Source organism: Ignavibacteriales bacterium (genome assembly GCA_016214905.1).
In the GTDB taxonomy this organism is placed as follows: domain Bacteria; phylum Bacteroidota; class Ignavibacteria; order UBA10030; family SZUA-254; genus PNNN01.
Window position 1 is genome coordinate 387,902 of the sequence record JACRMQ010000007.1, and the last position, 25,179, is coordinate 413,080.

Below are 25,179 nucleotides of genomic sequence, written 5' to 3' on the forward strand. Positions count from 1 at the left end.
ACACAATCAACAAATCACAAATGACAACTGATCAATCGCAAATGACTAATCAACAAGCCGGTGTAGAAGCAGAGAGATGTTTGCAATGTTTCGATGCGCCTTGTGTGCATGCATGTCCCACACATATTCAAATTCCGACTTTCATCTCGATGATTAAATCCGGTAACATACGCGGTGCTGCGGAAGTTGTAAAAACTTCAAACGCTATGGCAAATGTTTGCGGAAAAATTTGCCCCGAAGAAGTTTATTGTCAGTCTGTATGCAACCGTGCGAAAGAAGATACGCCAATTCAAATTCGTGAACTTCATTTCTTCGCGACACAATCAGAAGCACGTAAGAAGTTTAGCGAACTGAAGCCATTTCCCAAATCAGGTAAACAAGTTGCCGTTATAGGTGGAGGACCAACGGGAATCGGATGTGCGTTTGAGCTTTCAAAATTTGGGTACAAAGTTACCTTGTTCGATGAAAAAGGAATGGGTGGAGTTCCGAAGAGCAGCATTCCGTTATTTCGTTTGACTGAAAGTGAGTTACAAGATGATTTAAAATTTTTATCAACACATTTTTCTGTGAAGAAAGAAAAAATAACCGATGCGAAGTTCAGCCAGCTTAAAAATAAATTTGATGCAATTTATTTAGGTATCGGACTTGGTAAAGACAGATCTCTAGGATTGAAGGGTGAAAATTTGAGAGGAGTTTATCTTGTTCTGGAGTTCCTTGAAACAGCAAAAGTAAAACAGAAGAAAATGTCTATTGGTAAAAAGGTAGTAGTTGTCGGCGGCGGAAACGTTTCACTTGATGCAGCGGCAACCGCCAAACGGCTCGGCGCTTCAGAAGTCATTTTGATTTACAGGAGAAGTGAATCTGAGATGAAGGTTTGGAAGAGCGAGCTCGAAGAAGCAAGGAAACAAGGTGTTGAAATCCGCTTCCTGACAAATCCTATTGAAATTATTGGAACGAAAAGAGTTTCGGGCATTAAATGCAGACGTACAACACTTTCGAAAAAGAAAGATGAATCTGGCCGCCTCATTCCGGTTGAAGTGAAAGGATCCGATTTCATACTTGAAGCTGATACAGTTATAATCGCCATCGGACAATCGATTGGTTCTGATATTGTCAACCGGTTCAAACGTAACAGCAAGGGATTTATTGCTGTCGATAAAAATTATCAAACATCCATGAAATCTTTTTTTGCCGGAGGTGATGCGATATCAGGCGAAGGGACAATCGTACAATCGGTAGCACATGGTAAACAGGCGGCACATGCTATTCATAAATCTTTATCAATTAAAAAGTCAAAATGAAAAAGTCAAAAAAGATTATCGAACAAGTTTATAAAGAAATCCCTATCTACTCGCAGCGCGATTTATCGTACGATTTTCTTGGACTTCACTGGGAAAACCCATTTATACTTGCCGCAGCTCCATCGACGGATGATTTAGAAATAGTCAGTAGGGGTTTAAGGATGGGGTGGGCGGGAGCAATTCTTAAGACTACTTCAATCGAAGGGAATGTAGTTGATCTTGTATATCCGATGATGAGTACATTCAATCATGATGGAAAGAAACTCTTCGGCATGGGCAATATCGATTTGATTTCGGAACATCATATTGATAAGGTTGAGTATAATGTCAGAAAGTTGAAGAAAGAATTTCCAGGAAAAATTATTGCCGCAAGTATCATGGCTGGAAGAAAAGAAGACTGGCAACGATTAGTTGAGCGATTGGAGAAAGCAGGAGTCGATTTCATCGAGTGCAGCTTCTCGTGCCCGCAGGGAAACATCGGCGAAGATCCGGGAAAGATGCTGGCTCAAAGTATCAGCGCAACTGAGTTGACTGCAAAGTGGGTGAAGGAAGCGGCACGAAGAGTTCCTGTCTCTATTAAAATTACACCTCACGTTACAGATATTGTGGATGTAGCTAAAGCGGTGAAGCGAAGCGGAGCTGATGCGTTGACTGCGGCTAATTCGCTTCAGGCATTGATGGGTGTTGATATTAGAACCTTTGTTCCATATCCGCAATTAAATGGTAAATCTACTTACAGCGGAATGACAGGTCCGGCAATTAAACCGCTGACTCTGCGAACAATTTCCGAGATTGCCCGCAATGTTGATATTCCTATTCTCGGTACCGGCGGAGCTTCAACATGGAGCGATGCAGTAGAGTTCCTGGCGGTTGGCGCTGGTGTTGTTCAGTATTGTACGGCGGTGATGCACTACGGATTCCGTATCATTGACGATTTGAAGAGCGGTATGTCTCATTATCTCGATGAGATGAAATTCAAATCAGTTATGGATATTTACAGAAAAGCATTGCCGCATATTGCCACTCATGATGAATTGCCGCGCAGGAAGATTCGCAGTCATATTAACGAAGCAACATGCATCCAGTGCGAAGCATGTTACCTTGCCTGCCGCGATGGCGGACATATGGCAATAGACCGCAAACCAAACCGCATCCCAAAAGTTGATTGGGAGAGATGCGTTGGCTGCGGATTGTGTGAACATGTTTGTCCGGTGGATGGGTGTATTGAGATGAAAGTATTTAACCACTGATTTGCACGGATGAACACAGATAAGCGATCGGTGAGAATCCGTGTTGTTTCAGTGTCATCTGTGGTAAAATAACTAGGAAAAACATATGTCAAAGATAATCAAACAAATAAATTCTGAAGTAGTAAAAAAGACTGCAACACGATGTCGAGAAAAAGGGATTGTTGTTCCAACTTTCAAACAGATGAGAAATCCTGAAACGATTCCGGTATCAATTAAATCCATTCTTCCGAAAGTCGGTTTGTGGGATGTTAATCCTCTAAACCTTTTCCGCATAACATGGAAGAATGATATCAAAACCGGATTGTTCGGCGGAGTAAATTATCTCGAAATCCCCAAAGAAATTACAGGAGTCAAAGCGAGGATTATTGGGCTCGTAGGAAAATATTTTCCTACCGGCGCACATAAAGTAGGTGCTGCGTTTGGCTGCCTTGTACCGCGGCTCGTCAGCGGAGAATTCAATCCTGAAAAACATAAAGCTGTATGGCCCTCGACGGGTAATTATTGCAGAGGCGGAGCGTTTAATTCCGTATTGTTAGGTTGCACACCGATTGCAATACTTCCTGAGGAAATGTCGAAAGAACGCTTTGCCTGGCTAAAAGAAATCGGCGCTGATGTAATCGCTACTCCCGGCTGCGAATCAAACGTGAAGGAAATTTACGACAAATGCTGGGAACTGAAAAAGGATCCGAACAATATAATCTTTAACCAGTTCGAAGAATTCGGCAATCCGATCTGGCATTATAATGTTACCGGTCCTGCGATTGAGGAAGTGTTTCAATCACTTAAAATGAAAAACGGAAGAGCATCTGCTTTTATTTCTGCAACCGGTTCAGCTGGCACGATTGCTGCGGGGGATTATCTCAAGAAACAATATCCACATCTGAAAGTTGTTGCAACTGAAGCGCTTCAGTGTCCGACACTTCTCATGAACGGCTTCGGCGGTCACCGCATTGAAGGAATCGGAGATAAACATGTGCCGTGGGTACACAACGTCCGAAACACCGATGCAGTTGCCGCAATCGATGATGAAGATTGTATGAGAGTTTTGAGATTATTCAATGAGGAAGTAGGTAAAAACTTTTTGAGCAAGGAGCTTAGAGCTGAGAGCAAGGAACTGTCGCTTCTTGGTATTTCGAGTATTGCTAATATGCTTGCAGCGATAAAGACTGCGAAGTATTTCGAACTGAATGAGGACGATGTTATCTTCACAATGTTTACAGATTCAGCGGACATGTATGGCTCACGAATAAAAGAATTAGAGCAAGAGCGCGGAAAATATTCTTTGATTGAAGCCGCAAAAGATCATGCCGCTCCGATTGCGCATCAAAGTATCGATTATTTTAAAGAACTAACGTACTATGATCGAAAAGCAATACACAACCTCAAATATTATACCTGGGTCGAACAGCAAGGAAAAACGTACGAAGAAATTTTAGCGCAATGGAATCCTGAATATTGGACAAGTTTATTTGAAGAAGAAGTTGTATATTTCGATAAGTTGATTGAAGAATTTAATAATCAGGTAGGTAAGTAACCCTCACCCTATAATCCCTCTCCCAATTTGGGAGAGGGATGTTCCGATGATATCCTGAGCGAAGTCGAAGGATTATCGGAACGGGAGAGGGTAACAAAGGATTGAATGAATATTTCAGAGAAAATAAGAAATGCAGGTATTGTCGGTGCGGGTGGCGGCGGCTTCCCCACACATGTAAAAGCCGGTGCGAAAGTTGAATATGTTATAGCCAATGGAGCCGAGTGTGAGCCGTTGATCCATAAAGATTATGAAATCATGGTTCGATGCCCGGAAAAAGTTGTGCACGGCGTAATCCTTCTAATGGAATCTACGGGTGCAAAAAAAGGTATAATCGGAATAAAAGAAAAAAACAAAGACGCTGTTGATGCAATCTCAGGTGCGATTCACGATCCACGCATCAAGATTCATTTACTTGGAGATTTTTATCCGTCCGGCGATGAATTCATTCTTGTTTACGAATCGACAAAAAGATTAATACCTCCTCAGGGAATTCCGCTCGATGTTGGAATTGTAGTCAGCAATGTCGAGACGCTCTATAATATTTCTCTTGCTGCTGACGATCAACCTGTAATTGAAAAATTTGTAACGGTTGCAGGTGCTGTGCATCATCCGTTATCTTTTGTTGCACCGGTGGGTATGAGTTTTAAGGATGCGATTGCTTTTGCGGGCGGTGTGAGTGTAAAAGATTTCGGCGTGTTTGTCGGTGGAATCATGATGGGAAAATTGGAGTTCGATCTTGATCAGCCGATTACAAAAACAACTGCCGGATTTATTGTTATTCCAAAAGAACATATTTTAATCCAGCGAAAGAGCCGAACTGAACAATCGATGCGGCGAATCGGCAAATCTGCTTGCGATCAGTGCAGTTATTGCACAGAATTATGTCCGCGATACATACTTGGCTATGATGTTCAGCCTCATAAAGTAATGCGGAGTCTTGGTTTCACAATGACAGGTGAGCATATTTGGAATCAATACGCATCACTCTGCTGTGCCTGCGGACTTTGCACGCTTTATGCATGTCCGGAAGGGTTGTATCCTAAAGAAGCATGCGATACAGCGAAAACCGATTTGAAAACCAATGCTGTTAAATGGTCCGGGCGCAAAGAGGTTATTCCACATCCGATGTACGAAGGAAGAAGAACTCCATTGAGGCAATTGATGAAACGACTTGGAGTTGAAGAGTACAATCGTCCATCGAAATTTCAACAAAAAAAACTCAATCCCAAAAATGTAAATATTCCGCTATCCCAACATATCGGAACGCCTGCGCAACCGATTGTGAGTGTTGGAGAATCTGTGAAGCGCGGACAATGCATCGGCGAAATTCCGGAAGGAAAAATGGGCGCGAGAGTGCACGCGAGTGTTGATGGGATTGTTAGACGAGTAGAAAATACTATTTTAATAGAAAGCTATTAGCAATTGGCTGTTGGCTTTTAGAATGTTTGAATGAGAGATTTTAGAAAATTAACAATTTGGCAGCAGGGAATTCAACATGTGAAGGAAGTCTATCTGCTTTCAGGGTTATTACCAAAAGAAGAAAAGTATGGTTTGAAAAGCCAGATGTGTAGAGCCGCAGTTTCTATTCCTTCAAATATTGCCGAAGGTTGTAGTCGTAACAGTGATATTGAATTTAGGCGTTATCTAGAAATGGCGATAGGTTCAACATTTGAACTTGAGACACAACTTATCTTATTAAAAGAAATAGGATTCACTCATGAAGAAAATCTTATTGATGTTTTTGCACTGCTCTCATCAGAACAAAAAATGATAAATGCGCTTATTACCAAAATCTCTAACTCCCAAAAGCTAACAACTAAAAGCTAATAACCATGGTTAAAAATTCAATCGGTCTTATAGAACTATCAAGCATCGCCGCCGGTTATGAAGTGGCAGATGCAATGTTAAAAGCCGCCGAAGTAGAAATTATTCTTTCGCGTTCAATCTGTTCAGGCAAATACATGGTGTTGATAGGCGGTGACGTTGCTGCTGTATCGGCTGCTGTTCAGTCGGGGGGTATTACGGGACGCGGTTCTATTGTGGATGTGTTTATTATTCCAAATGTTCATCATGCAATATTTCCGGCTATTGCAGGCACAAGTAAAGTCGATTTGCTTCAGGCGCTCGGAATCGTTGAATCGTTCTCGGTTGCATCCCTGATTGAAGCTGCTGATGCTGCTGTTAAATCTGCTAATGTACGATTGATCGAGCTTCGGCTTGCAATGGCTTTAGGCGGTAAAGCGTTTGTTACCTTGACCGGTGAAGTTGCCGCCGTTCAAGCTGCGGTTGATGCCGGTGCTGCGGTTGTCGCATCAAAAGGATTGCTTGTTAATAAAGTTGTAATTCCACAACCAAGGAAAGAGTTGTTGTCGGAGATTGTATAATAGTTAATTATTAATCGACAATCGTCAATAATCAATTATCAAAATTCTAAAACCTACATCCTAAATGATAAAATTTATGTTTGAACAAATCCTAAAATCTGCCAGACAAAACGAATCCCAAGTCGCGAAATTTCTCCGCGACATTATTGCAATAAAATCCGTAAGTTCACAGGAAGAAAAAGTCGTCTACCGCATTAAAGAAGAAATGGAGAAATGTAAATACGACGAGATCACTATCGATCCGATGGGAAATATTTTAGGCCGCATCGGTAAAGGTAAACATATCATTGCAATGGATGCACATATTGATACGGTCGATGTCGGGAACCCTGAAAACTGGACAATCGATCCGTTCAAAGGTGCGATGAAGGATGGAATCATCTATGGCCGCGGTGCATGCGATATGAAAGGTGCAATGGCATCGCTTGTCTATGGCGGAAAAATCATCAAGGATCTTGGACTTGAAGACGATTACACGCTTTACATCGTCGGAAGTGTTCAGGAAGAAGACTGCGACGGACTTTGCTGGCAGTATATTATTAACGAAGATAAAATACGACCAGAAGTAGTTGTGATTGCTGAACCGACAAATCTTGGAGTTTATCGTGGCCATCGCGGACGAATGGAAATTGAAGTTCGAGTAAAAGGAATTTCCTGTCATGGTTCTGCACCGGAACGTGGTGATAACGCTGTCTACAAAATGTCTCCGATTATACAGGATATTGAAAAACTGAATGAACGATTGAAGGGTGAACCGTTCCTCGGAAAAGGTACAGTTACAATTGCAGAAATTCGCTCAACATCTCCGTCACTTTGTGCAGTTGCAGATTCATCCACAATTCATCTTGATAGACGGCTCGCGGCAACAGATACGATGGAATCTGCCGTCAAAGAAATTCAGGAATTACCAAGTGTGAAGAAAGTAAATGCCGAAGTTGTTGTGCTGGATTATGCCGTTCCAAGCTGGCGCGGTTTAACTTATCCGACAAAGAAATATTATCCAACATGGCTTCTTCCGGAAAATCATCCTGTGCTTGCAAGTGGTGTAAAGACATTTGAAGGGTTGTTTCAGGAGAAACCGGTTGTAAACCGCTGGGTATTCAGTACAAACGGTGTTGCAGTTATGGGAATGCACAAAATTCCGTGTATCGGCTTCGGTCCCGGAAATGAAATCTATGCACACATGGCGACAGAACAGATTCCCGTCGAACATCTCGTAAAAGCAAGTGCATGGTATGCAGCATTTCCGAAGATTTATTTAGGAAAATAAATATGGATATCTTCATGCAAGAAGCTATTGCCGAAGCGCGGAAAGGATTATCGGAAGGTGGAATTCCGATCGGTTCAGTGTTAGTGCGCGATGGAAAAATAATAGGACGCGGACACAATCGCCGAGTGCAGGAAGACAACACGATGAAACATGCGGAAATCGATTGCCTCATAAATGCCGGACGAGTCGGTAGCTATCACAATACAGTTTTATATTCCACATTGATGCCGTGCTATTTATGCGGTGGCGCGGTTGTACAATTTAATATTCCGAAAGTTGTAGTTGGAGAATCGAGAACCTTCCCCGGCTCGGAAAAATTTATGCATGAACATGGTGTTGAAGTAATCAATCTTAATCTGGATGAATGTTTCAATATGATGGATAAGTTCATCAAAGAGCATCCCTCATTGTGGAACGAAGATATTGGCAAATAAATTCAATCATTATTTTTAAAGGAATACAATGGCAAAATTACCAAAGCTCCCGAACATCGTTCGTGGAAAAGATTACATCGAAACAAAAGACTGGTCAGTCAAAGAAATCGAATTAGCGCTCAAAGTCGCAGCCGATTTGAAAAAGATGTTTAAAAAATGTCAGCCACACCGCTACCTACCCGATAAAACGAATTTTCTTTTCTTCTTTGATAAATCGACACGAACTCGTAATTCATTTGAAGCGGGTACAACACAACTCGGAGGTCACGCGCACTTTATCGCTGCGGAAACTTCTCAGGTTGCACACGGTGAATCGCCGAAAGATATGGGAATAATTCTTTCGAGTTATGGACATGCAATTGCAATCAGGCATGATCTTGTTCCGGGTGAGGGAAATAAATATATGCGCGAAGTAGCTGAGCATGCAACCGTTCCTGTTTTAAACATGCAGTGCGATATAGATCATCCGTTCCAGACACTCGCCGATCTCATGACTATTCGTGAAGAGTTCGGAAAAAATCTCCGCGGTAAAAAGATTGCCGTCTCATGGGCTTACGCTCCAAGTTACGCCAAGCCGATGTCGGTGCCGCAGGGATTGATTACACTAATGCCGCGTTTCGGGCTCGACGTTGTTCTTGCTCATCCGCCGGAATATAAATTGATGGACAGTGAAGTCGAGTACGCGAAGAAAGCCGCAAAAGAGAATGGAACAAAGTTTGAAATAGTAGATTCGATGGATGAGGCATTCGAAGGCGCTCATATCGTTTACCCAAAATCGTGGGGAATAGAATCTCTTTTCCATACTCCTGAAAAAGCTTTGGAGATCTCGAAGAAATACAAATATTGGATTTGCGATGAAAAGAAAATGAAGTTGACAAAAAAAGATTCCATCTATATGCACTGTCTACCCGCCGACCGCGGATACGAAGTTACCGACGCGGTTATAGACGGTCCACATTCACGAGTATTTCCGGAAGCCGAAAACAGGCTACATACTTGTAAAGCAGTTATGGCATTGACTATGTAAAAACAAAGTTGATATATGATGTAGGATTTATGAGATAGGAGGAAGAAATGGCTCAGAAACAAAATGGTGGTTACAATAGGTTAGATATATATCATCTTGCACACGATCTAGCTGTTAAGATTCACAAATTGACATTGAGTTTACCCAAACATGAAACATATGAGGAGGGAAGTCAGGTCAGAAGATCGTCAAAATCTATTGCCGCAAATATTGTCGAGGGTTATGTTCTGAGAAAATATAAGAATGAGTATTCGCATTACCTGTATCGTGCTCACGCCTCAACGGAAGAAACTATTGAACATTTAAAGTTAATTGTTGAAACAAAATCTTCTATTGAAGTTCAACTATGTGAAGAATTATTGAGTGAATATAAAAGATTAAGTTCAATGGTTTTTCATTTTATTAGAGCAGTTGAAACCAAACACGAAACCCCACTCTTTTTAAGAGAAGATTCAATTAATTATTCAGTTAACGATTTTCATGCACCCTAAATCCTACATCCTAAATCCTAAATCTCCAATTTCCTCAGATATTTATCAAGAGATTCTCTCCGCGCTCGAGCATGAAGAGTCGATCATGCTTGCGACTATCATCTCAACATCAGGATCCACACCGGCATCTGCTTTATCAAAAATGCTCATCAAAAATGGTGGAACGGTTTCGGTTGGAACTGTTGGCGGTGGATGCATGGAAGGTGAGGTGATTCTCCATGCCAACCGGTTGTACAACGCACGTAAAGCGGAAATTCTGACATTCGAGTTGAATGAAGATGATATAGAGAGCGGATTGATTTGCGGCGGCAATCTCGATATTCTTATCGAACCGATCACGAAAAATTTTATTCCAATATTTCAGAAACTAAAAACACTCCGGGATGACGAAGAAGATTGTATTGTTGGAACTCTTTTAAACAAGGATAATACAGTAGCGAGCAAAATAATCTTCAAGCGGAATAGTGGAGAGATGAATGAATGGATTGTTGACAACGCACTCAACAACTCAACTACTCAACTACTTCCACACTCCATTACTCCATTAATCCAACAATCCATTTCCAGGGTTTATCAAAAGAATGAAATTATTAGATTAAAAACCGAATCAGGTGAAATCATTCTCGAACCAATTTCCAGCACACCAAGCTTGATAATCTTCGGTGGCGGACATGTATCTAAGTTCGTTTCGCAATCGGCGGTGATGGTTGGGTTTCGCGTTACGATTGTTGATGATCGTGAAAAGTACGCAAATCCCGATAGATTCCCCGAAGCGGCTCAAACTATTGTGTCCGATTTTTCAGAAGCATTCTCGAAATTAACAATCAAACCAACCACGTATATTGTTATCGTCACACGCGGTCATAGTTACGATGAATTAGTTCTGGAACAAGCGGTAAAAACTCCTGCAAAGTATATCGGTATGATCGGGAGTAAACGAAAGGTGCTGAAAACTTATGATCATCTTCGCCAATGCGGAATCAAAGATGAACAACTTGAACGTGTCCATGCACCGATCGGGATCGATATCGCTGCTGCAACGGCAGAGGAAATTGCGGTAAGCATTACTGCAGAACTTGTGCGAATTCGCCGTGGTTCTTTGAAACCACCGCGACATTTAAAAGAAGATCTCGGATTCTAATTTGTAGTGAAATCTCCAATTTTATCCGGCAACATCTTCAGTTATTTTTTCGTATAGTATCTCAAGGTATTAATTAAATATTCCAGAGGTATCATGAAATCGAAATCCAGATATAATTTCAATACAAAATTGTTTTATATTTTTATTACCACTGTAATAATATCATCATTCTTATTGCCGATTGAATTATGTTTTTCTCAGGAAGAAACGACGGAAAACTCTTTCCCCGCAACATCCATTTCACAATCTATTAAGACACCCATCATTGATGGATTTCTAGACGACTCGATTTGGATAGCCGCATCTCACATTACGAATTTCACCCAGCGCGAACCGGAAGAAGGGATGCCTGCGTCGGAGAAAACAGATATTGCTATTTCGTTCGACACACATAATTTATACATCGGTATCCGATGCTACGATTCCCAGGTAGATCAGCTTGTTGCGAATGAAATGAGATACGATGTCGATCTTTCCGAGAACGACCGGATCGAAATTCTAATCGATACATTCAACGATGACAGAAATGCATTTTTATTTTCAACAAATCCTCTCGGTGTTCAGCGTGATGGTCTTGTTCGTAATGAAGGAGAAAATTTAAACTGGGACTGGAACGGAGTATGGTTCTGCGAAACTCAAATCGATTCTCTTGGCTGGACAGCCGAGTTTGCTATTCCTTTCCGAACTCTTCGCTTCGATGAGAACGGAACCGGTGAATGGGGAATCAATTTCGCGAGATTTATTCTGCGAAACAGGGAAGAAATATTTTCAACACCAATTTTGCGCGACTACGGACCTCTGGGACAGTATAAGGTTTCAAAATTCAGACATCTCTCAGGATTCAAAAATATTTCACAGGGAACAGGACTTCAAATAAAACCTTATGTGGCAGGTGGATTAGAGGATGATAAATTTAGCGGAAATATAAGTATAACGAATGCCGGGATTGATTTAAAGTACAGCATTACCACTAATCTAACTGCCGACCTTACGTTAAACACCGATTTCGCACAGGTTGAATCTGATCAGGAAAAAATAAATCTCACCCGCTTCGATTTATATTATCCCGAAAAACGTGATTTCTTTTTAGAAGGAGCAGGCATTTTCTGGTTCGGCGAAAGATTTTCCGGCAATTATGATGCATCGTTGTTATTCTTCAGTCGAAGAATAGGATTATCGAAAGATGGCAGCGTTAAGATTCCCCTGCTTGGAGGTCTGAGAACTACCGGAAAAATCGGTTCAACCGACCTGGGTCTGCTCAGCATAGTAACAGATAAGAAAAAAATCACCGGTGATGATAACAGCGAAATTGAAATACCCTTGACAAACATTTCTATTCTCAGGGTGAAACAGCCTATACGTGGTCAATCGAGTGTGGGATTTATCGGAATAAATAAACAAGCATCAAAAACAGCATACAACAGAACAGCAGGAGCTGATTGGAATGTTTATCTGACCGAGCAATTACAAGTCGGCGGTTTCGCTGCCAAAACATTCGATTATGGAATTACTAGTAATAACGGCGCTGCGAATATAGATTTAAATTATATGACTGATGAAATTGAACTCCAAGCTCAATACATGACGATAGATAACGGTTTCAATCCTGAAGTAGGTTACATGCCGCGCACCGGAGTGAGAAAAATTTATATTAGTTCCGCCGTTGCAACTCGGCCCGGAATTCTGGGTATTCGAAAAACTTACCTTTACGGTGAATTTGCTTATCACTCTAATCCCGATTGGACGCTTCAATCCAGTTACAATCTGCTTTCAAGTTATACTGTTTTCGAAAACGGAAGCGAGTTATTTATAGGTGTTCCTTGGCAAAAAGAAATATTAACTGAAGATTTCTATATACGTGATGAAACAATTATTCCGGCAGGTACATACAATTTTACACGATTCGTTGCAGACTATTATTCCGACAGGAGCCGACCGCTTTCCGGCAACATTACTGAAAAATTCGGAAATTTTTATAACGGGACAATCAATACGCTCGAATTTGGTACATCATGGAAGCCCAACATGAATTGGAAATTCAATATGAGTTATCAGCGTAACGACTTAAAATTGCCAGTAGCTAACGGAAATTTTGCAACAAACCTGCTGATCGGCAGAATCAACTGGGCAATGACAACGAAGGTATTCAGCAAGTTGTTTATGCAATGGAACAACGCAGATAAAGATGTGAACCTGAACCTGCTGTTTAATTATCAATATCTTCCTAATTCCGATATTTATATTGTTTACAACGAGCAATGGAATGTTCGGCATTCACCGCATATCAATAACCGGACGATTATTGCCAAGGTTACTTATTTATTAAATATCTGATCGGGGAATCATCAACACACACGCGACTTGAATGCGGACAAATATCTTGCTTCCTCGATCGTTCATCCCTTTTTGGACATCACGCTTACTTAGATTATATTTCCTACAAATTAAATCCTAAATCTTGAAACGTGAATTCTTAATCATATGATCTCCGGAATTATACTCGCTGCGGGTTCATCCCGACGGATGGGAAGTCCGAAATCTCTCCTTAAAATCGGAGAGAAAACATTTTTGCAACATATCGTCGATGTTCTTCACTCTGCTCGCGTTATCGATATCGTTATAATACTTGGCGCAGAGGCGGAAGAAATTCGGAAATCTCTTTCATGGTTCGATGGTAAAACAGTTGTCAATGAAGATTGGCAAAAAGGACAACTAACTTCGATCATAAAAGGAATCGATGCGTTGGATTTAAATTCAACGGAACCGGAAGAGATTAATGGAGCAATGATTTGCCCGGTTGATCACCCGCTTCTTATACAATCACTTTTGGTAGATTTACTTCAGGGATATTGGACATCGAAGAAGAAAATTATTATACCCACATTCAACAGTAGACGCGGACACCCGGTTATTTTTGATAAAAAATATTTTGACGAACTCCGGTCTGCTTCGCATGATGTCGGAGCGCGGTCTGTTATTCATAAACATTCTGATGATGTTTGCGAAGTTCCCGTAAATGAAGAAGGTGTTTTGATTAATATCGACACGCAGGAGGATTATTTAAAATACATTTTGAAGCATTAATAATTGTCAATGATTAATTGTTAATAGATAATTGTTAATGCTTATCATAAATAAATTGAGAATAAGAAATTATCATGAATAACGGTTACCTCCTCGGTTACGATATAGGCAAGTCATTCATCAAAGCGACACTTCTTGAAAGTGAGAAAGGAAGCGTAGTTGCTTCTGCTGTTTCACCTGAGAGAGAACTGGAAACTATAACACCTGAGCAAGGGTGGGTTGAACAAGATCCGGTGCTCTGGTGGGAAAATGTAAAACTTGTAACTGCGATACTGAAGCAGCAAGCCGGTTCAAAACTCGATGATCTCCGGGCAATCGGAATATCATATCAGATGCACGGTTTGGTTCTTGTCGATAAAAATCTTGAACTGCTGCGTCTTGCTATTCTTGGTAGCGATAACCGTGCGGAAGAAATCGGACGGCAGGCATTTGAATCTCTTGGAGAAGAGATTTGCATTCAGCGGTTGCTGAATTCTCCCGGCAGCTTCACAGCATCAAAATTAAAATGGGTGATGGAAAATGAATACAAGATTTACAAACAAATTCATAAGATGATGCTTCCCGGCGATTACATCGGCATGATGATGACCGGGGAAATTTTGACAACACCTTCGGGACTATCGGAAGGAATAATGTGGGATTTTACCGAAGATAAAATAGCAGAAATGATTTTAAGACAGTACAACATTCACCCATTAGTAATTCCCGATGTTGTTCCGAATTTTTATGATCACGGTGTGCTTACTGCTAAAGCTGCCGGTGAGTTGGGATTGAAACCCGGCATCAAAGTAACTTACCGTGCGGGTGACCAGTTCAGCAATGCATTGTCGTTAAATGTGTTACAGCCCGCCGAATGTTCTATAACTGCCGGTACTGCAGGAACCATTTTTTGCGTAACCGATAAATCGCTTGGCGATTCGCGATCGAGGATTAATACTTTTCTGCATGTTAATCATCGCAAAACCGATCCACGATTTGGAATACTGATTGAAGTAAATGCCACAGGCGTTCTTTATAGCTGGTTGAAAAAAAATATTGTTACATTCGGAAGCGACACGCTCTCGTATAATCAGATGAACCGGCTCGCCGAGCTGATTCCCGCAGGTTCCGAAGGGTTAACTGTTCTTCCGTACGGAAACGGATCCGAAAGAACACTTGAAAACAAATCGATTGGTGCATCGATATGCAATCTCGATTTGAACATACATTCGAAAGCACACATCTTGAGAGCGGGACAGGAAGGAATTGTTTTCGCGTTGAAGCACGGGAGGGAAACTATGTCGGCGTTGGGTGTGGAGATAAAAGAAATGCGTGCCGGGAATTCAAATTTGTTTCTCAGTCCCGTTTTCTGTGAAGCGTTTGTAACAACCATGAATACAAAAGTAACACTCTTTAATACGGACGGATCGGAAGGTGCGGCGCGAGGTGCGGGTATAGGTGCCGGAATTTTTAATTCATTCGATGAAGCATTCATCGGATTGAAGCCGGCGAAAGTTATTGAACCAAACTCCAAGAAGAGAGAAACTTACCTTGAAGCATATATGCGATGGCACGATATGTTAATTAAGTTCTTGCCCGACAGAGCAAGATTAGATTATGAATGATTATTACGCTGACAAACTTTCAGCCGATCGGCTGAAGCAGGTTTACGAAATAGCTCCGCCGCGTGTGCAACAATATTTTGTTGCGGAAGTAAATCACGTTTTAAAAAATATCAACAGAGGTGATATAGTTTTAGATTTGGGCTGCGGTTACGGACGAATTATTCCGTCTCTTTCGAAGCGGGCAAGATCAGTTGTTGGTATCGATACTTCCTTTTCTAGTTTGCTGATGGGAAAAGAAATGCTTTCTGAAATTTCAAATTATAACCTGCTGCAAATGGATGCGTTGCATCTCGGTTTCCGCGACAATAGTTTTGATGTTGTTGTTTGTATTCAAAACGGAATTTCAGCTTTCCACATCGATCAGAAAGAACTAATCAAAGAAAGCATCCGCGTAACAAAGCGGTGCGGATTGATTTTATTTTCAACATATTCGGAAAAATTCTGGAACCACCGGCTCGAATGGTTTCAACTGCAATCTGAAGCTGGATTGTTAGGTGAGATCGATTATGAAAAAACTCGTAACGGTGTAATTGTTTGCAAAGATGGATTTATGGCAACAACTGCTCAACCGGAACAGTTTTTATCTTTGGTATCCGGTTTGAATGTTGAGGCGGAAATTGTAGAAGTAGATGAATCGAGTTTGTTTTGTGAGATGAGGAAGTTATAGTCGGTGTCACGAACCCCCGCCTGTCATACCTGCGGCAGGTATGCTGTGGGCAGGATTTCGTGACACATAAGTGATATCATTGTGGGTGTCATGGTATGGACCATGACACGGGTTGATTTTCCTATACCGCTTTCCGCTTACGCATTATAATAGAAACAACCAATAAAATGATGAGCAATAATATTATTCCACCTGTTACAATAAAAGCCCAGACATTAACAATACGCGACGAAGCATGCATAACATAAGGGGCGACTTTTGCCTGATCGGGTGTGAACTTCCACGTAACACTGTTTCCTTGTACCGTATGTCCGTTTGATTCTAACAGCAATCCCGTCATGGTTGTAGTATATTCCCATGAGTCGGGAAATTTTATCAGTTTTTCTTTGGCATCGGATGATTTTATGATTTGTAGAACAGCCGGACGCAGTTTCTCGGTGATCGCTTTGCCGAAAATTTCTGTTGCAATGTTCGAGAAAATGGTCAGCATAATCTGGTCTTCGGAAAGCGTTTTATCTACAAAATTATTGTTGGCTTTCGATATTGAATCGTATTTGCTAAGCTGATATGAAAACTGTTCTTTATTTTCACGGAGAAGAGAGGCTGTAATCGCAGGATCATTCAGCTTTTCTGCGTTTTCGATAAATATCATATAAATATCTTCAAACCTATCTTTTTCTATCCATGCCTCGACTTTCTTTTTCAAAACTTCATCGTTTTCACCGCGCTGGAATTGTTCTATCTCTTCCGTAGTCAGAAAATCTGTAACGGGTACATGCCCAAATGGATTTTTAAACAGATACTTCTCGTTGTAATCGATATAAGTATAAAACCACTGAAATCGTTTTTCAATTGAAGCATCTATTCGCATCGCTCTGGAAACACTCTCCGATAAATATTCAGCACGGAATTCTTCAGGTGTTCTGAACGATTTGGTTGAAGTGTATTCATAAGGTGCACTTGTGTCATCGCTTGTTTTCCATTCAACCGTCCATCCGTCGGAACCCAACGGGAATGCTTTCTCAGGTACGTTTTTCGATTGCAGTTTCATTGAAATTGTTCGCACGCATGATCCGTCGCTGCTAATGATGGTTTTAACTTTTTCTTCGAGACATCCTGTCAGAGAAATCAGCAATGGCAGTAATAATGTGATTATTATTTTATTGTTCGGTTTCATAATTATTTATCTCCTTCTTGCGTTAATTGTTCAAGATCTTTCATGAGTGCTTTGCCTTCTGTAGCTAAAATCTTTCGCTCGCGGTCATTGATTCCATCTTCGATGTTAACCTCCGATAGGTTCGGATACCGGGATGATAGATAATCAAAAAGTCCGTTTTGCTTTTTGAATAATTCCAAAAGTTCCGAACCAATCATTCGCATAGGATCCAAGCTAATCCCAGCGTTATTTAATGAGGATGAAAAACCTTCTTTAACTTTCGGTGTTACTATGCCGAGAATGTTCCTCGCATCGGAGTTAGTATAAGAAATATCCGATCCGGTGTTTCTTTTCGTTGTGCGCAAATGCGTTTCCAGATCGGAAATTTTTCGTGCATCCCGCGATTGTTGTGTTACAAACAACAAAGTTGCAGACAAAACCATGATGCTCAATGCCGGTTTCAGCCACCCGAATATTACATCTAAATTCAGAGATTTCCTTTTGCTCACTGCATTCCTGCCATTTGTTTTCACAATCCGATTGATCATCTCGTTGACAAGAGAAATATCATCCGACATATCCGGAGTAGTTTCCCGAACCGGAGAAAGAGCAACATCAATCGAATGCAGTTGCTCTATAATATCCCTGCATTGAGAACAGTTCTTGGTATGTTCAATCACCTTCTGATTTTCATCAGCCGATAACTCACCTTTTCGATAAAGATAAATCAGAGGTTCTATTTTTCTGCATTCATTCATAATTGCTCACTTCCTTGCAATCGATTTACAGCGATGCGAATTCTCCGCCGTGCATAGCAGAGATTTGTTTTTACTGAACCGATTGACATACCAGCCATTTCCGCTATTTCCTCAATTGAAAAATCCAGAATATCGCGAAGATGAAAAACAAGATATTCTTTCGGAGGCAGATTTCTTGATTCGGAAATGACATGATCGCAAAGATCAGATTTCTCGGCTTCAGAATGGAAATCCCGGCTGTCGGCAACATCGTTATTCCCGAATAAACTTCCCGTGTAACCAAAAATATTTTTCTGCCGTGAATTCATTTTTATTTTGTCATAGCATAAATTGACAACGATCTTATAGATCCATGTGGTGAATTTAATTTCCTTGCGATATTTTCCAAGATTGTTCCAGACACGTATAAATGCTTCCTGTACGACATCTTTTGAGTTCTCTTCGTCATGCAATAACCGGAACGCGACCGCGTATGCATATTGTTTCTGCGAGTCCATGAGCGATGCGAATGCCGCGATATCTCCGTCCAAGCTTTTCCGGACAAGTTCCGGCAAATCAGGTTTCTGCAGTTCCGATTTCTGTGAATTCCTCATTGACTCTATTTATATTCTTTTATAATGATACGACTGAAAGTTGTTATGGTTAAAAAATATAGTGAAATAAATTGGGAAATATATTGAGTAAAAGTTGGAAATTCCGTGAAAACTGGTAGGATAAGCCAGATATGTTTAGTGGGATGGGGAAGATGGAAGTATGTTGTGATTATTTTTGATAACGTTCGGGGCTTTGTAAAGGAAGGCAATTAATATCACTTCACTTTCGACCAGTAAAAAGTAAATAAAAAACACAACTGTTCAACTAACCACTGTCCACCCGTTTTTGCTAAGCCCTTGTTAGCTGTTACTATACTTCTCGTTCGCATTGTCGTCTTCAAGTTTGATGTAATCGTTATCTGTTGAAAGAATTGATCGTGCTACCCAGCTTGGTTTAATGCTGTCGTAAAGAATTTTGGAAAAAGTGCCACCGAAAATTAAAACTTCCTTCCCACTCGGAAGGGTTACAACTATTCCTTTATTATTTATCACAACAAAACCTTCTCTAACTGTTGTCTGTTTTCTTTTGATAGTTTCTTTTTCAGTCAACCACCTTGCTTTTAAGCCAAAGGAATTAAATGTGTCAATCAATGCATCAGCATTTATCCCAATTATCACTTTCACTTTTCCAGTAAGAATGTCAATAATAAAGTCAGGGGGAAATGGTTTGCCAAACAATGGTTCCGATAGATTACTTGTTATGGATAGCCAGTCAATAATGAGGTAGTTCTCTGTTTGTTCTTTGAGTATTTGCTCAATTGCAAAGCCAGCCATTATTAGTTCCTTGTCACGATACATTCCAATGTGAACGCAAGAGTCAATAACATTGTAAGCCCAGATTTTTTCTTTTAAATCTTCATACAGTTTGCGAAGTTCTTTGTGATAGATTTCTGTTGTTACAATAGGTGTGAATACGGTGATATTGCTACCTGAAACGGGGTCAATACCTTTATCATTGTTAATTACATCAACCGCACGGATTGCTCGTTCTTGTTGTCTTTGTACTCACTTAATTTGTTTGACCGTTGTCTCGTCAAACTTTTCTTTCAAACTTTCATCAGTTATTGAATCGATTGTTTTGCCAGCTTCTTTAAAGAAGTCAGCGATTAAGTCGTTAACCTTGCCTTCCTTTAACTCCATAATCCCGAAAACTTTTCCGTGACGAACCAATAAGTCACCAATCTGAACAAAGCTTGTCAAATCAGAAATCAAAGCAAAGTCACTTGGTGTTTTATTTATTTGTTCGGCAACTTGCATCGCATGTTCAAGGTTGGATGAATCAAGAAACTTTGCTGATTTCTCTTGAATATGAAATCTACGGGCTATGCAAATCTGTCCTCCGATGAGTTGCCAAACAATTCCATCCGCAATATGAGAGAAGTTATGAAGTCGCTGCTCAATAATCTTAATCTTGTTTTGTGTTTCCTGTTCTTTGGTTTTGTTTCTTTGTCTGCGAAATTCTTTTAACGCAACATTTGCTTCTCTTAGTAAGGTCTGATATTTTTTGATTTCCTCAATCAGTAGGTTTTGAGCAATTTTAAATCCATTATTGCAAGCATTGAAGAATTTTGTCTGAACATCTTTGCTCCAAGTTTTAGGTGGACCCTCTTTCAGTTGCTCAATGCCAACTGCATCCATACCATGCCCGAAAGCATAATCGGCAATTTGTTTAAGCTTTGTTCTATAATCCTCAATAGTGTCCATCTCATTTTTGTAATCTGTCAGTTGTTAAATGCTCATAAGATTCAAGCTAACATGGCCGCCCAAGAGTTGCAGCGTATTAAGTGTATTGAATTAATAGGTTATCATACCAAAAGTCAAAGTTTGTAATAATAGAAGTTAAATTGTGAGAAGGTGTTTCTCGCGGGGGATCTCAAAAAAAGTCCTGTGTCATGCTGAATTTATTTCAGCATCTATACAAAGGAGGCCATTTAGCGATGTTCAGATTCCGAAACAAGTTCGGAATGACTCCTTTTCTTGTTTTTAGTCAACCAAATACACCATTCCTCATCGCCGCGATATGATTCGGAGTTGTCCCACAGCATCCGCCGATAATTTTTACACCGACAGTCAGCAACTCCCGACTTTTTTCTGCCATGAACTCGGGTGTCTCATTGTAAATTAATTCACCGTTCTTCATTACCGGCAGTCCAGCGTTTGATTGAATTATTATCGGAAGATCGGTGTGCTTGCGGAATTCTTGGGCGATCTCAATCATCCTCTCAATACCATTACCGCAATTTGATCCGATTACATCAACACCGGCTTCCGTAAGTCCATCTACCGCTTGCTTAATCGAGACACCCATAATTGTATAAAACCCGCGTGGAGTTTTATCAAATGTCATTGTTGCACAAACAGGTATCTCTGAAGAAATTGATCTAACGGCTCTTACGGCAAGAATTGTTTCGTTTAAATCTGTCATGGTTTCAATGCAAATCAAATCTACACCGTTGCAGATCAATATTTTCAATTGTCGAAGATAAGACTCGAATATCGTAATCGATTTCGTGTCGCCAAATGGTTCTAAAAGTTTCCCAGATGGTCCGCATGATGCGGAAACATAAGCTTTGTCTTTAACCACTTTTCTTACTGCCTGCACGGCTTTTGAGTTTATTTCTTCTGTTTTATCGTCGAGGCCGTATGCTGAAAGTTTAAGTGGTGAACCACCGAATGTATTTGTCTGGATTATTTCAGCCCCCGCATCTAAATACAGACGAGCGATATCTTCTAAAACTTCAGGATGGTCAAGGTTCATCAACTCCGGACATTCACCCGGCTTTAATCCACGCTGGAAAAGCATTGTACCCATCGCGCCATCGGCGATGATTACTTCTGGTCGCTTTAATCTTTCGACAAAAGATATCATAATTATTTCTTAATGGTTCGGTGTTAGTTGTTGGTTATTTGTCATTAGTTATTGGTCATTAGCTATTAGGCATTAACCATTGACTATTAACATTTGTTTTTCGGATATTATCTTTTCATGAATGTCCTAAAATGCGTTTGACGGATTCCACAGCGCTCATACCGTCGAAGCAATAAGCGTCCGCGCCAATCTCTTTTGCGTATTCAGAAGAAAGCGGCGCTCCGCCGACAATAAATTTTTTCTTTCCGTAAATCCGCCGTTCTCTTGCAAGATCAATCACCTTTTTCATAACCGGCATCGTTGTGGTGAGGAGTGCAGACATGCCGATTATTTCTGCATTTTCTTTTTCCGCTGTGTCGAGAAATTTTTCAGGAGAAACATCATTGCCTAAATCAATAACCTCGAAGCCAGCGCCTTTAAGCATAATGGCAACAAGATTTTTACCGATGTCGTGCAAATCTCCTTGAACAGTTCCGATAACTACTTTGCCGATAGTTGGAATTCCTTCCTTAAGCATCAATGGTTTCAGCAAATCCATGCCGGTGTACATTGCTTTTGCCGCAAGTAGGACATCCGGCAGGAAAATCTCGTGCTGTTTGAATTTTTCTCCAACAACAGACATGCCGGCAATGAGTCCTTCATCGAGAATAGTTTTAGTGTCAATGTTTTCATTGATTGCCTGTTGAGTAAGCTCGGCAACATTCTTCGAGTTACCTTGTTGAAGTTGCTCAGAAAGTTTTTGTATGATGTTCATGTTAATTCCAATATGTTCTCTGTTTTAAGTATTGAGTTTTCTAAATCTTGAATATTCCATCCTACATTATTCTTCATCCTATGCTATACGCGGACATGCACGAGTTGATAGTAAATGTAATTCTTAATTTCATCTCATTATCATCATCTTAGAGAGAGCACTCCTATTGCCAACCTGACATTTTAGCAAGTAGACACCCGTATTGATATGGAAATCAGTCGCTTTGAATTTGTAGTTTCCAGATAATAGATAACCACTGAAAGCTTCGCAGATAAATTTATGATTTAATTCTAAAAAGGAAATCGTTACCGTATTCTCCCGAAACACATGAAAACTTATGTCGGTAGTTGGAGAAAAAGGAGATGAAGAGGATGGAACGATTAACACAGAATCCTTCAAGGTGACCCCTGATAACGAATCTTGAAGTTTTGTGATATCACCCTTGACATATTGCTCCTCGAAAGGTATTAACGCTTCAGTAGATACAACGTTCTTTGAGGAACATCCGTTTAGTAGATTAATGAATATTGCCAAAACTATCCGACTAGTAAGATTATTCATAAACTAATTAATCCTAAGATATAAATATTATTAAGTGTATGATTGTACATAACATCCATCATCCTTCATCATTCATCCTTCATCGTTATTATTCTCTCCCTACATTCATGTGTTGCACAACTACCGCAGAATGCGAAAGTATCGTCAAATTGGAAAATCTTTTTCTTACCCGAAATAATAACTCCGCTTATCGACTTCAACGGTTCCATCAAAAAGCTTTCCCTTAGACTGATACCTATATCCTCAGGATGAAGAGACTTAAATAATTTTCGTTGACCGCTTACATGCCAGCCGCAATATCCCGGACTGAAGCGAAGAACACCGCTTTCTGCTTTGAAACGGCCGATATTATTCAGGTGGGATCGGTAGTAATTTTCAATTGATTCGGCGGTCATTTCTGCTGCTTCCGAGGCAACGGCGTCAAGCATAGAGCCGAGAGCAAAATCGTTTGTATAAAATAATCGCGATATTTCTGCGCACACTTCATCTTCGATTGTAACAGCAAAAAGAGCCAGATCGTCGGATGCTTCGAAGATATTTTTTACAGGTGAATCGGTTTCGTTATTTCCTTCTCCCGAGTATACATTTTTGAATTCTTCTTTTGATAATTCTTGTATAACACCAATAGGAAATGCAAGTTTACTAAAAATTGAGATTGCTTCCTCGGCAAGTTTAACCGTGCGTCCATTCACGTTAATGTGATTCGGAATCCCCTGTCGTTGGAGGATTGTATTCACTCGTGGAATAACAGAGTTTACGGGTATGTTGATTATTTTTCGCATCAATCTCTTTTTGGCAATTCATTCATTCCAAATTTATGCGCTTCTGCCGACATTAGTTCTATCAAATCGGATTGAATATTTTCTGCAAGTCGTGTGGGCTGATACGACTTGAGTTGTTTTTCTATTTCACGAGTTGCTCGATCCCATTCGGTTAAGCTTCCGTCTTCTTCCCAGCGTGAACGGTTTGCCCTGTTAATTACATTCCCCGGAAGATAATCTTCTCCTTTAAAATATTTTCTCGTATGGTCGGCAATGAGAAGATGTTTGTCGCGCAGCAATTCTTCGAATATCGGTAGGGAAGGAAAATCTTCCTTCGGTTCAATTCCATTTACTAATCGAAGCATTGTTCCGCAAATTTCGTTATCGATCACTAATTTTTCCAAACTGATGCAGCTTTCGAAATCGATCATTCCGGGACCGGAGATGTTATTTATACCTGCAAGAGCAGCAAGTGTTGCGCCGGTTGCAGTTTCAAATCCGGCTTGCACATCAAGCGACTTCGCATCAGTCAATCCGATATAAGCCTGTGTTGGTATGCCAAGATATTTTCCAATTTCATTGTAAGCGCAGTCTATCATCATTGTTGCGATTGAACCCATTGGTGTAGTTTCATATCGGACATCGAAGAAAGCCGGTGAGCCGCCGTATAAAACCGGTGTTCCCGGATTAAACATCTGACTTATTACAAGTCCGCTCAAAGTTTCCGCAGTGTGCTGGACAAGTGTTCCAACAATTGTCACCGGCGACATGAAACCAGAAAGAGGCATCGCAATATATTCTACAGGAATAGAATAAGCGGAACAATCGATCAGGTTTTGCGATGTAACCTTGCTCCACTTCAATGGAGAAGTTGGACAACATGAAAATACAGTAAGTGGTTTGGCTTTTAGATTTTCTTTGGTGCCGCGGATAGCAAGCTGTAGATTTTTCATAATCTCAAAAGCTTCAATCGTAAACGCGCCTGTTACAACAGGTTTCTCGCAGTAAAGCAAATTTAGATAAAGGCGATAGCTGTCGGAAATTTTTTCGTGTACATCGGATGGAATCATGGCGGTTGATTGGGATGCGATATTTTTCATCTTCGACATCAATTTTGCATAACGGATATAATCGGTAGTGGTTGGCTTCCTGACTGTTCTGGTTGACCCGTCAAGATAATAAATTGCCGCCGAGCCGGGCGTGAAGTTCACATTGAAACCAGAAAGATCAACTGATTCGTTGCCAAGAATATCGTATAACTTGAATGAGTGTGGTGTGGCAGCGATTGCTTTATCGATTAAAGATTGAGTAAAAAATATTTTCTGTGTGTTTTTATCAACTCTCGCTCCGTGATCTGCAAGCAAAGTGAGTATTCGCTCGTTGTGAATTTCGATCCCGAGCTTACACATTATATCGCGGGCTTCTGAGATAATGCGTTCTTTTAGGTTGTTTTCCAAGAAACTGACAACAGGTCTCAAATCTTTTCCTTTCATATCTGAAATAGTAATCTAATATCTGAATATAAAATATATATTTCAAC

The 25,179-nt window shown here is 40.5% G+C and carries 25 protein-coding genes; 15 read left to right on the top strand and 10 right to left on the bottom strand.

Annotation, left to right across the window (positions count from 1 at the left end; translation table 11 throughout):
• Positions 1-41 precede the first annotated feature (41 nt).
• The 15 genes from HZB59_08885 to HZB59_08955 all read left to right on the top strand — a co-directional run bounded on the left by HZB59_08885 (position 42) and on the right by HZB59_08955 (position 16,187).
• A complete protein-coding gene (locus HZB59_08885) occupies positions 42-1,301 on the top strand; it encodes an FAD-dependent oxidoreductase (GenBank protein ID MBI5021537.1) in 1,260 nt (419 codons plus the stop codon).
• A complete protein-coding gene (preA, locus tag HZB59_08890; GenBank protein MBI5021538.1) occupies positions 1,298-2,551 on the top strand; it encodes an NAD-dependent dihydropyrimidine dehydrogenase subunit PreA in 1,254 nt (417 codons plus the stop codon). The genes HZB59_08885 and preA overlap by 4 nt, the downstream gene beginning before the upstream one ends.
• Positions 2,552-2,636: 85 nt before the next feature.
• The gene (locus HZB59_08895) at positions 2,637-4,085 is read left to right on the top strand and encodes a pyridoxal-phosphate dependent enzyme (GenBank protein MBI5021539.1); all 1,449 of its coding nucleotides are present in this window, start codon (positions 2,637-2,639) and stop codon (positions 4,083-4,085) included.
• A gap of 105 nt (positions 4,086-4,190) precedes the next feature.
• Positions 4,191-5,504, top strand: coding sequence for a 4Fe-4S dicluster domain-containing protein (locus tag HZB59_08900; GenBank protein ID MBI5021540.1), 1,314 nt, complete (start codon positions 4,191-4,193; stop codon positions 5,502-5,504).
• A gap of 30 nt (positions 5,505-5,534) precedes the next feature.
• Entirely contained in the window at positions 5,535-5,912 is a 378-nt protein-coding gene (locus HZB59_08905; GenBank protein ID MBI5021541.1) for a four helix bundle protein, read from the top strand.
• Between the two features lie 5 nt (positions 5,913-5,917).
• Positions 5,918-6,469 (top strand): BMC domain-containing protein, encoded by a 552-nt coding sequence (locus HZB59_08910; protein MBI5021542.1) that lies wholly within the window; start codon positions 5,918-5,920, stop codon positions 6,467-6,469.
• 64 nt (positions 6,470-6,533) lie between these two features.
• The gene (locus tag HZB59_08915; GenBank protein MBI5021543.1) at positions 6,534-7,739 is read left to right on the top strand and encodes a YgeY family selenium metabolism-linked hydrolase; all 1,206 of its coding nucleotides are present in this window, start codon (positions 6,534-6,536) and stop codon (positions 7,737-7,739) included.
• 2 nt (positions 7,740-7,741) lie between these two features.
• Positions 7,742-8,173 (top strand): nucleoside deaminase, encoded by a 432-nt coding sequence (locus HZB59_08920; GenBank protein MBI5021544.1) that lies wholly within the window; start codon positions 7,742-7,744, stop codon positions 8,171-8,173.
• Between the two features lie 28 nt (positions 8,174-8,201).
• Positions 8,202-9,200: an ornithine carbamoyltransferase gene (locus tag HZB59_08925; GenBank protein MBI5021545.1), complete on the top strand. Its 999-nt coding sequence runs from the start codon at positions 8,202-8,204 to the stop codon at positions 9,198-9,200.
• Positions 9,201-9,247: 47 nt separating this feature from the next.
• Positions 9,248-9,691 (top strand): four helix bundle protein, encoded by a 444-nt coding sequence (locus HZB59_08930; GenBank protein MBI5021546.1) that lies wholly within the window; start codon positions 9,248-9,250, stop codon positions 9,689-9,691.
• Positions 9,681-10,832, top strand: a complete 1,152-nt coding sequence (locus HZB59_08935) for an XdhC family protein (GenBank protein ID MBI5021547.1) — start codon at positions 9,681-9,683, stop codon at positions 10,830-10,832. Before HZB59_08930 ends, HZB59_08935 begins: the two co-directional genes overlap by 11 nt.
• Before the next feature lie 93 nt (positions 10,833-10,925).
• Positions 10,926-13,166 (top strand): carbohydrate binding family 9 domain-containing protein, encoded by a 2,241-nt coding sequence (locus HZB59_08940; GenBank protein ID MBI5021548.1) that lies wholly within the window; start codon positions 10,926-10,928, stop codon positions 13,164-13,166.
• A 147-nt stretch (positions 13,167-13,313) separates the two neighbouring features.
• On the top strand, positions 13,314-13,916 hold the full coding sequence (locus HZB59_08945) for a nucleotidyltransferase family protein (protein ID MBI5021549.1): 603 nt from the start codon (positions 13,314-13,316) through the stop codon (positions 13,914-13,916).
• Between the two features lie 74 nt (positions 13,917-13,990).
• Positions 13,991-15,520, top strand: coding sequence for a carbohydrate kinase (locus HZB59_08950; protein MBI5021550.1), 1,530 nt, complete (start codon positions 13,991-13,993; stop codon positions 15,518-15,520).
• Positions 15,513-16,187, top strand: a complete 675-nt coding sequence (locus tag HZB59_08955) for a class I SAM-dependent methyltransferase (protein MBI5021551.1) — start codon at positions 15,513-15,515, stop codon at positions 16,185-16,187. The genes HZB59_08950 and HZB59_08955 overlap by 8 nt, the downstream gene beginning before the upstream one ends.
• Positions 16,188-16,308: 121 nt before the next feature.
• On the opposite strand, the gene HZB59_08960 is transcribed toward HZB59_08955, so the two are convergent.
• The 10 genes from HZB59_08960 to HZB59_09005 form a co-directional block, all read right to left on the bottom strand.
• The gene (locus tag HZB59_08960) at positions 16,309-17,364 is read right to left on the bottom strand and encodes a hypothetical protein (protein MBI5021552.1); all 1,056 of its coding nucleotides are present in this window, start codon (positions 17,362-17,364) and stop codon (positions 16,309-16,311) included.
• A gap of 2 nt (positions 17,365-17,366) precedes the next feature.
• Positions 17,367-18,101, bottom strand: coding sequence for a zf-HC2 domain-containing protein (locus tag HZB59_08965; protein ID MBI5021553.1), 735 nt, complete (start codon positions 18,099-18,101; stop codon positions 17,367-17,369).
• Complete coding sequence (locus tag HZB59_08970; protein MBI5021554.1) at positions 18,098-18,694, bottom strand: RNA polymerase sigma factor; 597 nt, start codon at positions 18,692-18,694, stop codon at positions 18,098-18,100. The genes HZB59_08965 and HZB59_08970 overlap by 4 nt, the downstream gene beginning before the upstream one ends.
• Before the next feature lie 300 nt (positions 18,695-18,994).
• Positions 18,995-19,468, bottom strand: coding sequence for a hypothetical protein (locus tag HZB59_08975; protein MBI5021555.1), 474 nt, complete (start codon positions 19,466-19,468; stop codon positions 18,995-18,997).
• 231 nt (positions 19,469-19,699) lie between these two features.
• A complete protein-coding gene (locus tag HZB59_08980) occupies positions 19,700-20,398 on the bottom strand; it encodes a hypothetical protein (protein ID MBI5021556.1) in 699 nt (232 codons plus the stop codon).
• Positions 20,399-20,681: 283 nt separating this feature from the next.
• The gene (locus HZB59_08985) at positions 20,682-21,563 is read right to left on the bottom strand and encodes a homocysteine S-methyltransferase family protein (protein ID MBI5021557.1); all 882 of its coding nucleotides are present in this window, start codon (positions 21,561-21,563) and stop codon (positions 20,682-20,684) included.
• A 115-nt stretch (positions 21,564-21,678) separates the two neighbouring features.
• On the bottom strand, positions 21,679-22,317 hold the full coding sequence (locus tag HZB59_08990) for a corrinoid protein (GenBank protein MBI5021558.1): 639 nt from the start codon (positions 22,315-22,317) through the stop codon (positions 21,679-21,681).
• A 129-nt stretch (positions 22,318-22,446) separates the two neighbouring features.
• Positions 22,447-22,878, bottom strand: a complete 432-nt coding sequence (locus HZB59_08995; GenBank protein MBI5021559.1) for a hypothetical protein — start codon at positions 22,876-22,878, stop codon at positions 22,447-22,449.
• 68 nt (positions 22,879-22,946) lie between these two features.
• The gene (locus HZB59_09000; GenBank protein ID MBI5021560.1) at positions 22,947-23,660 is read right to left on the bottom strand and encodes a hypothetical protein; all 714 of its coding nucleotides are present in this window, start codon (positions 23,658-23,660) and stop codon (positions 22,947-22,949) included.
• Positions 23,660-25,132, bottom strand: coding sequence for a trimethylamine methyltransferase family protein (locus tag HZB59_09005; GenBank protein MBI5021561.1), 1,473 nt, complete (start codon positions 25,130-25,132; stop codon positions 23,660-23,662). The genes HZB59_09000 and HZB59_09005 overlap by 1 nt, the downstream gene beginning before the upstream one ends.
• Positions 25,133-25,179 lie beyond the last annotated feature (47 nt).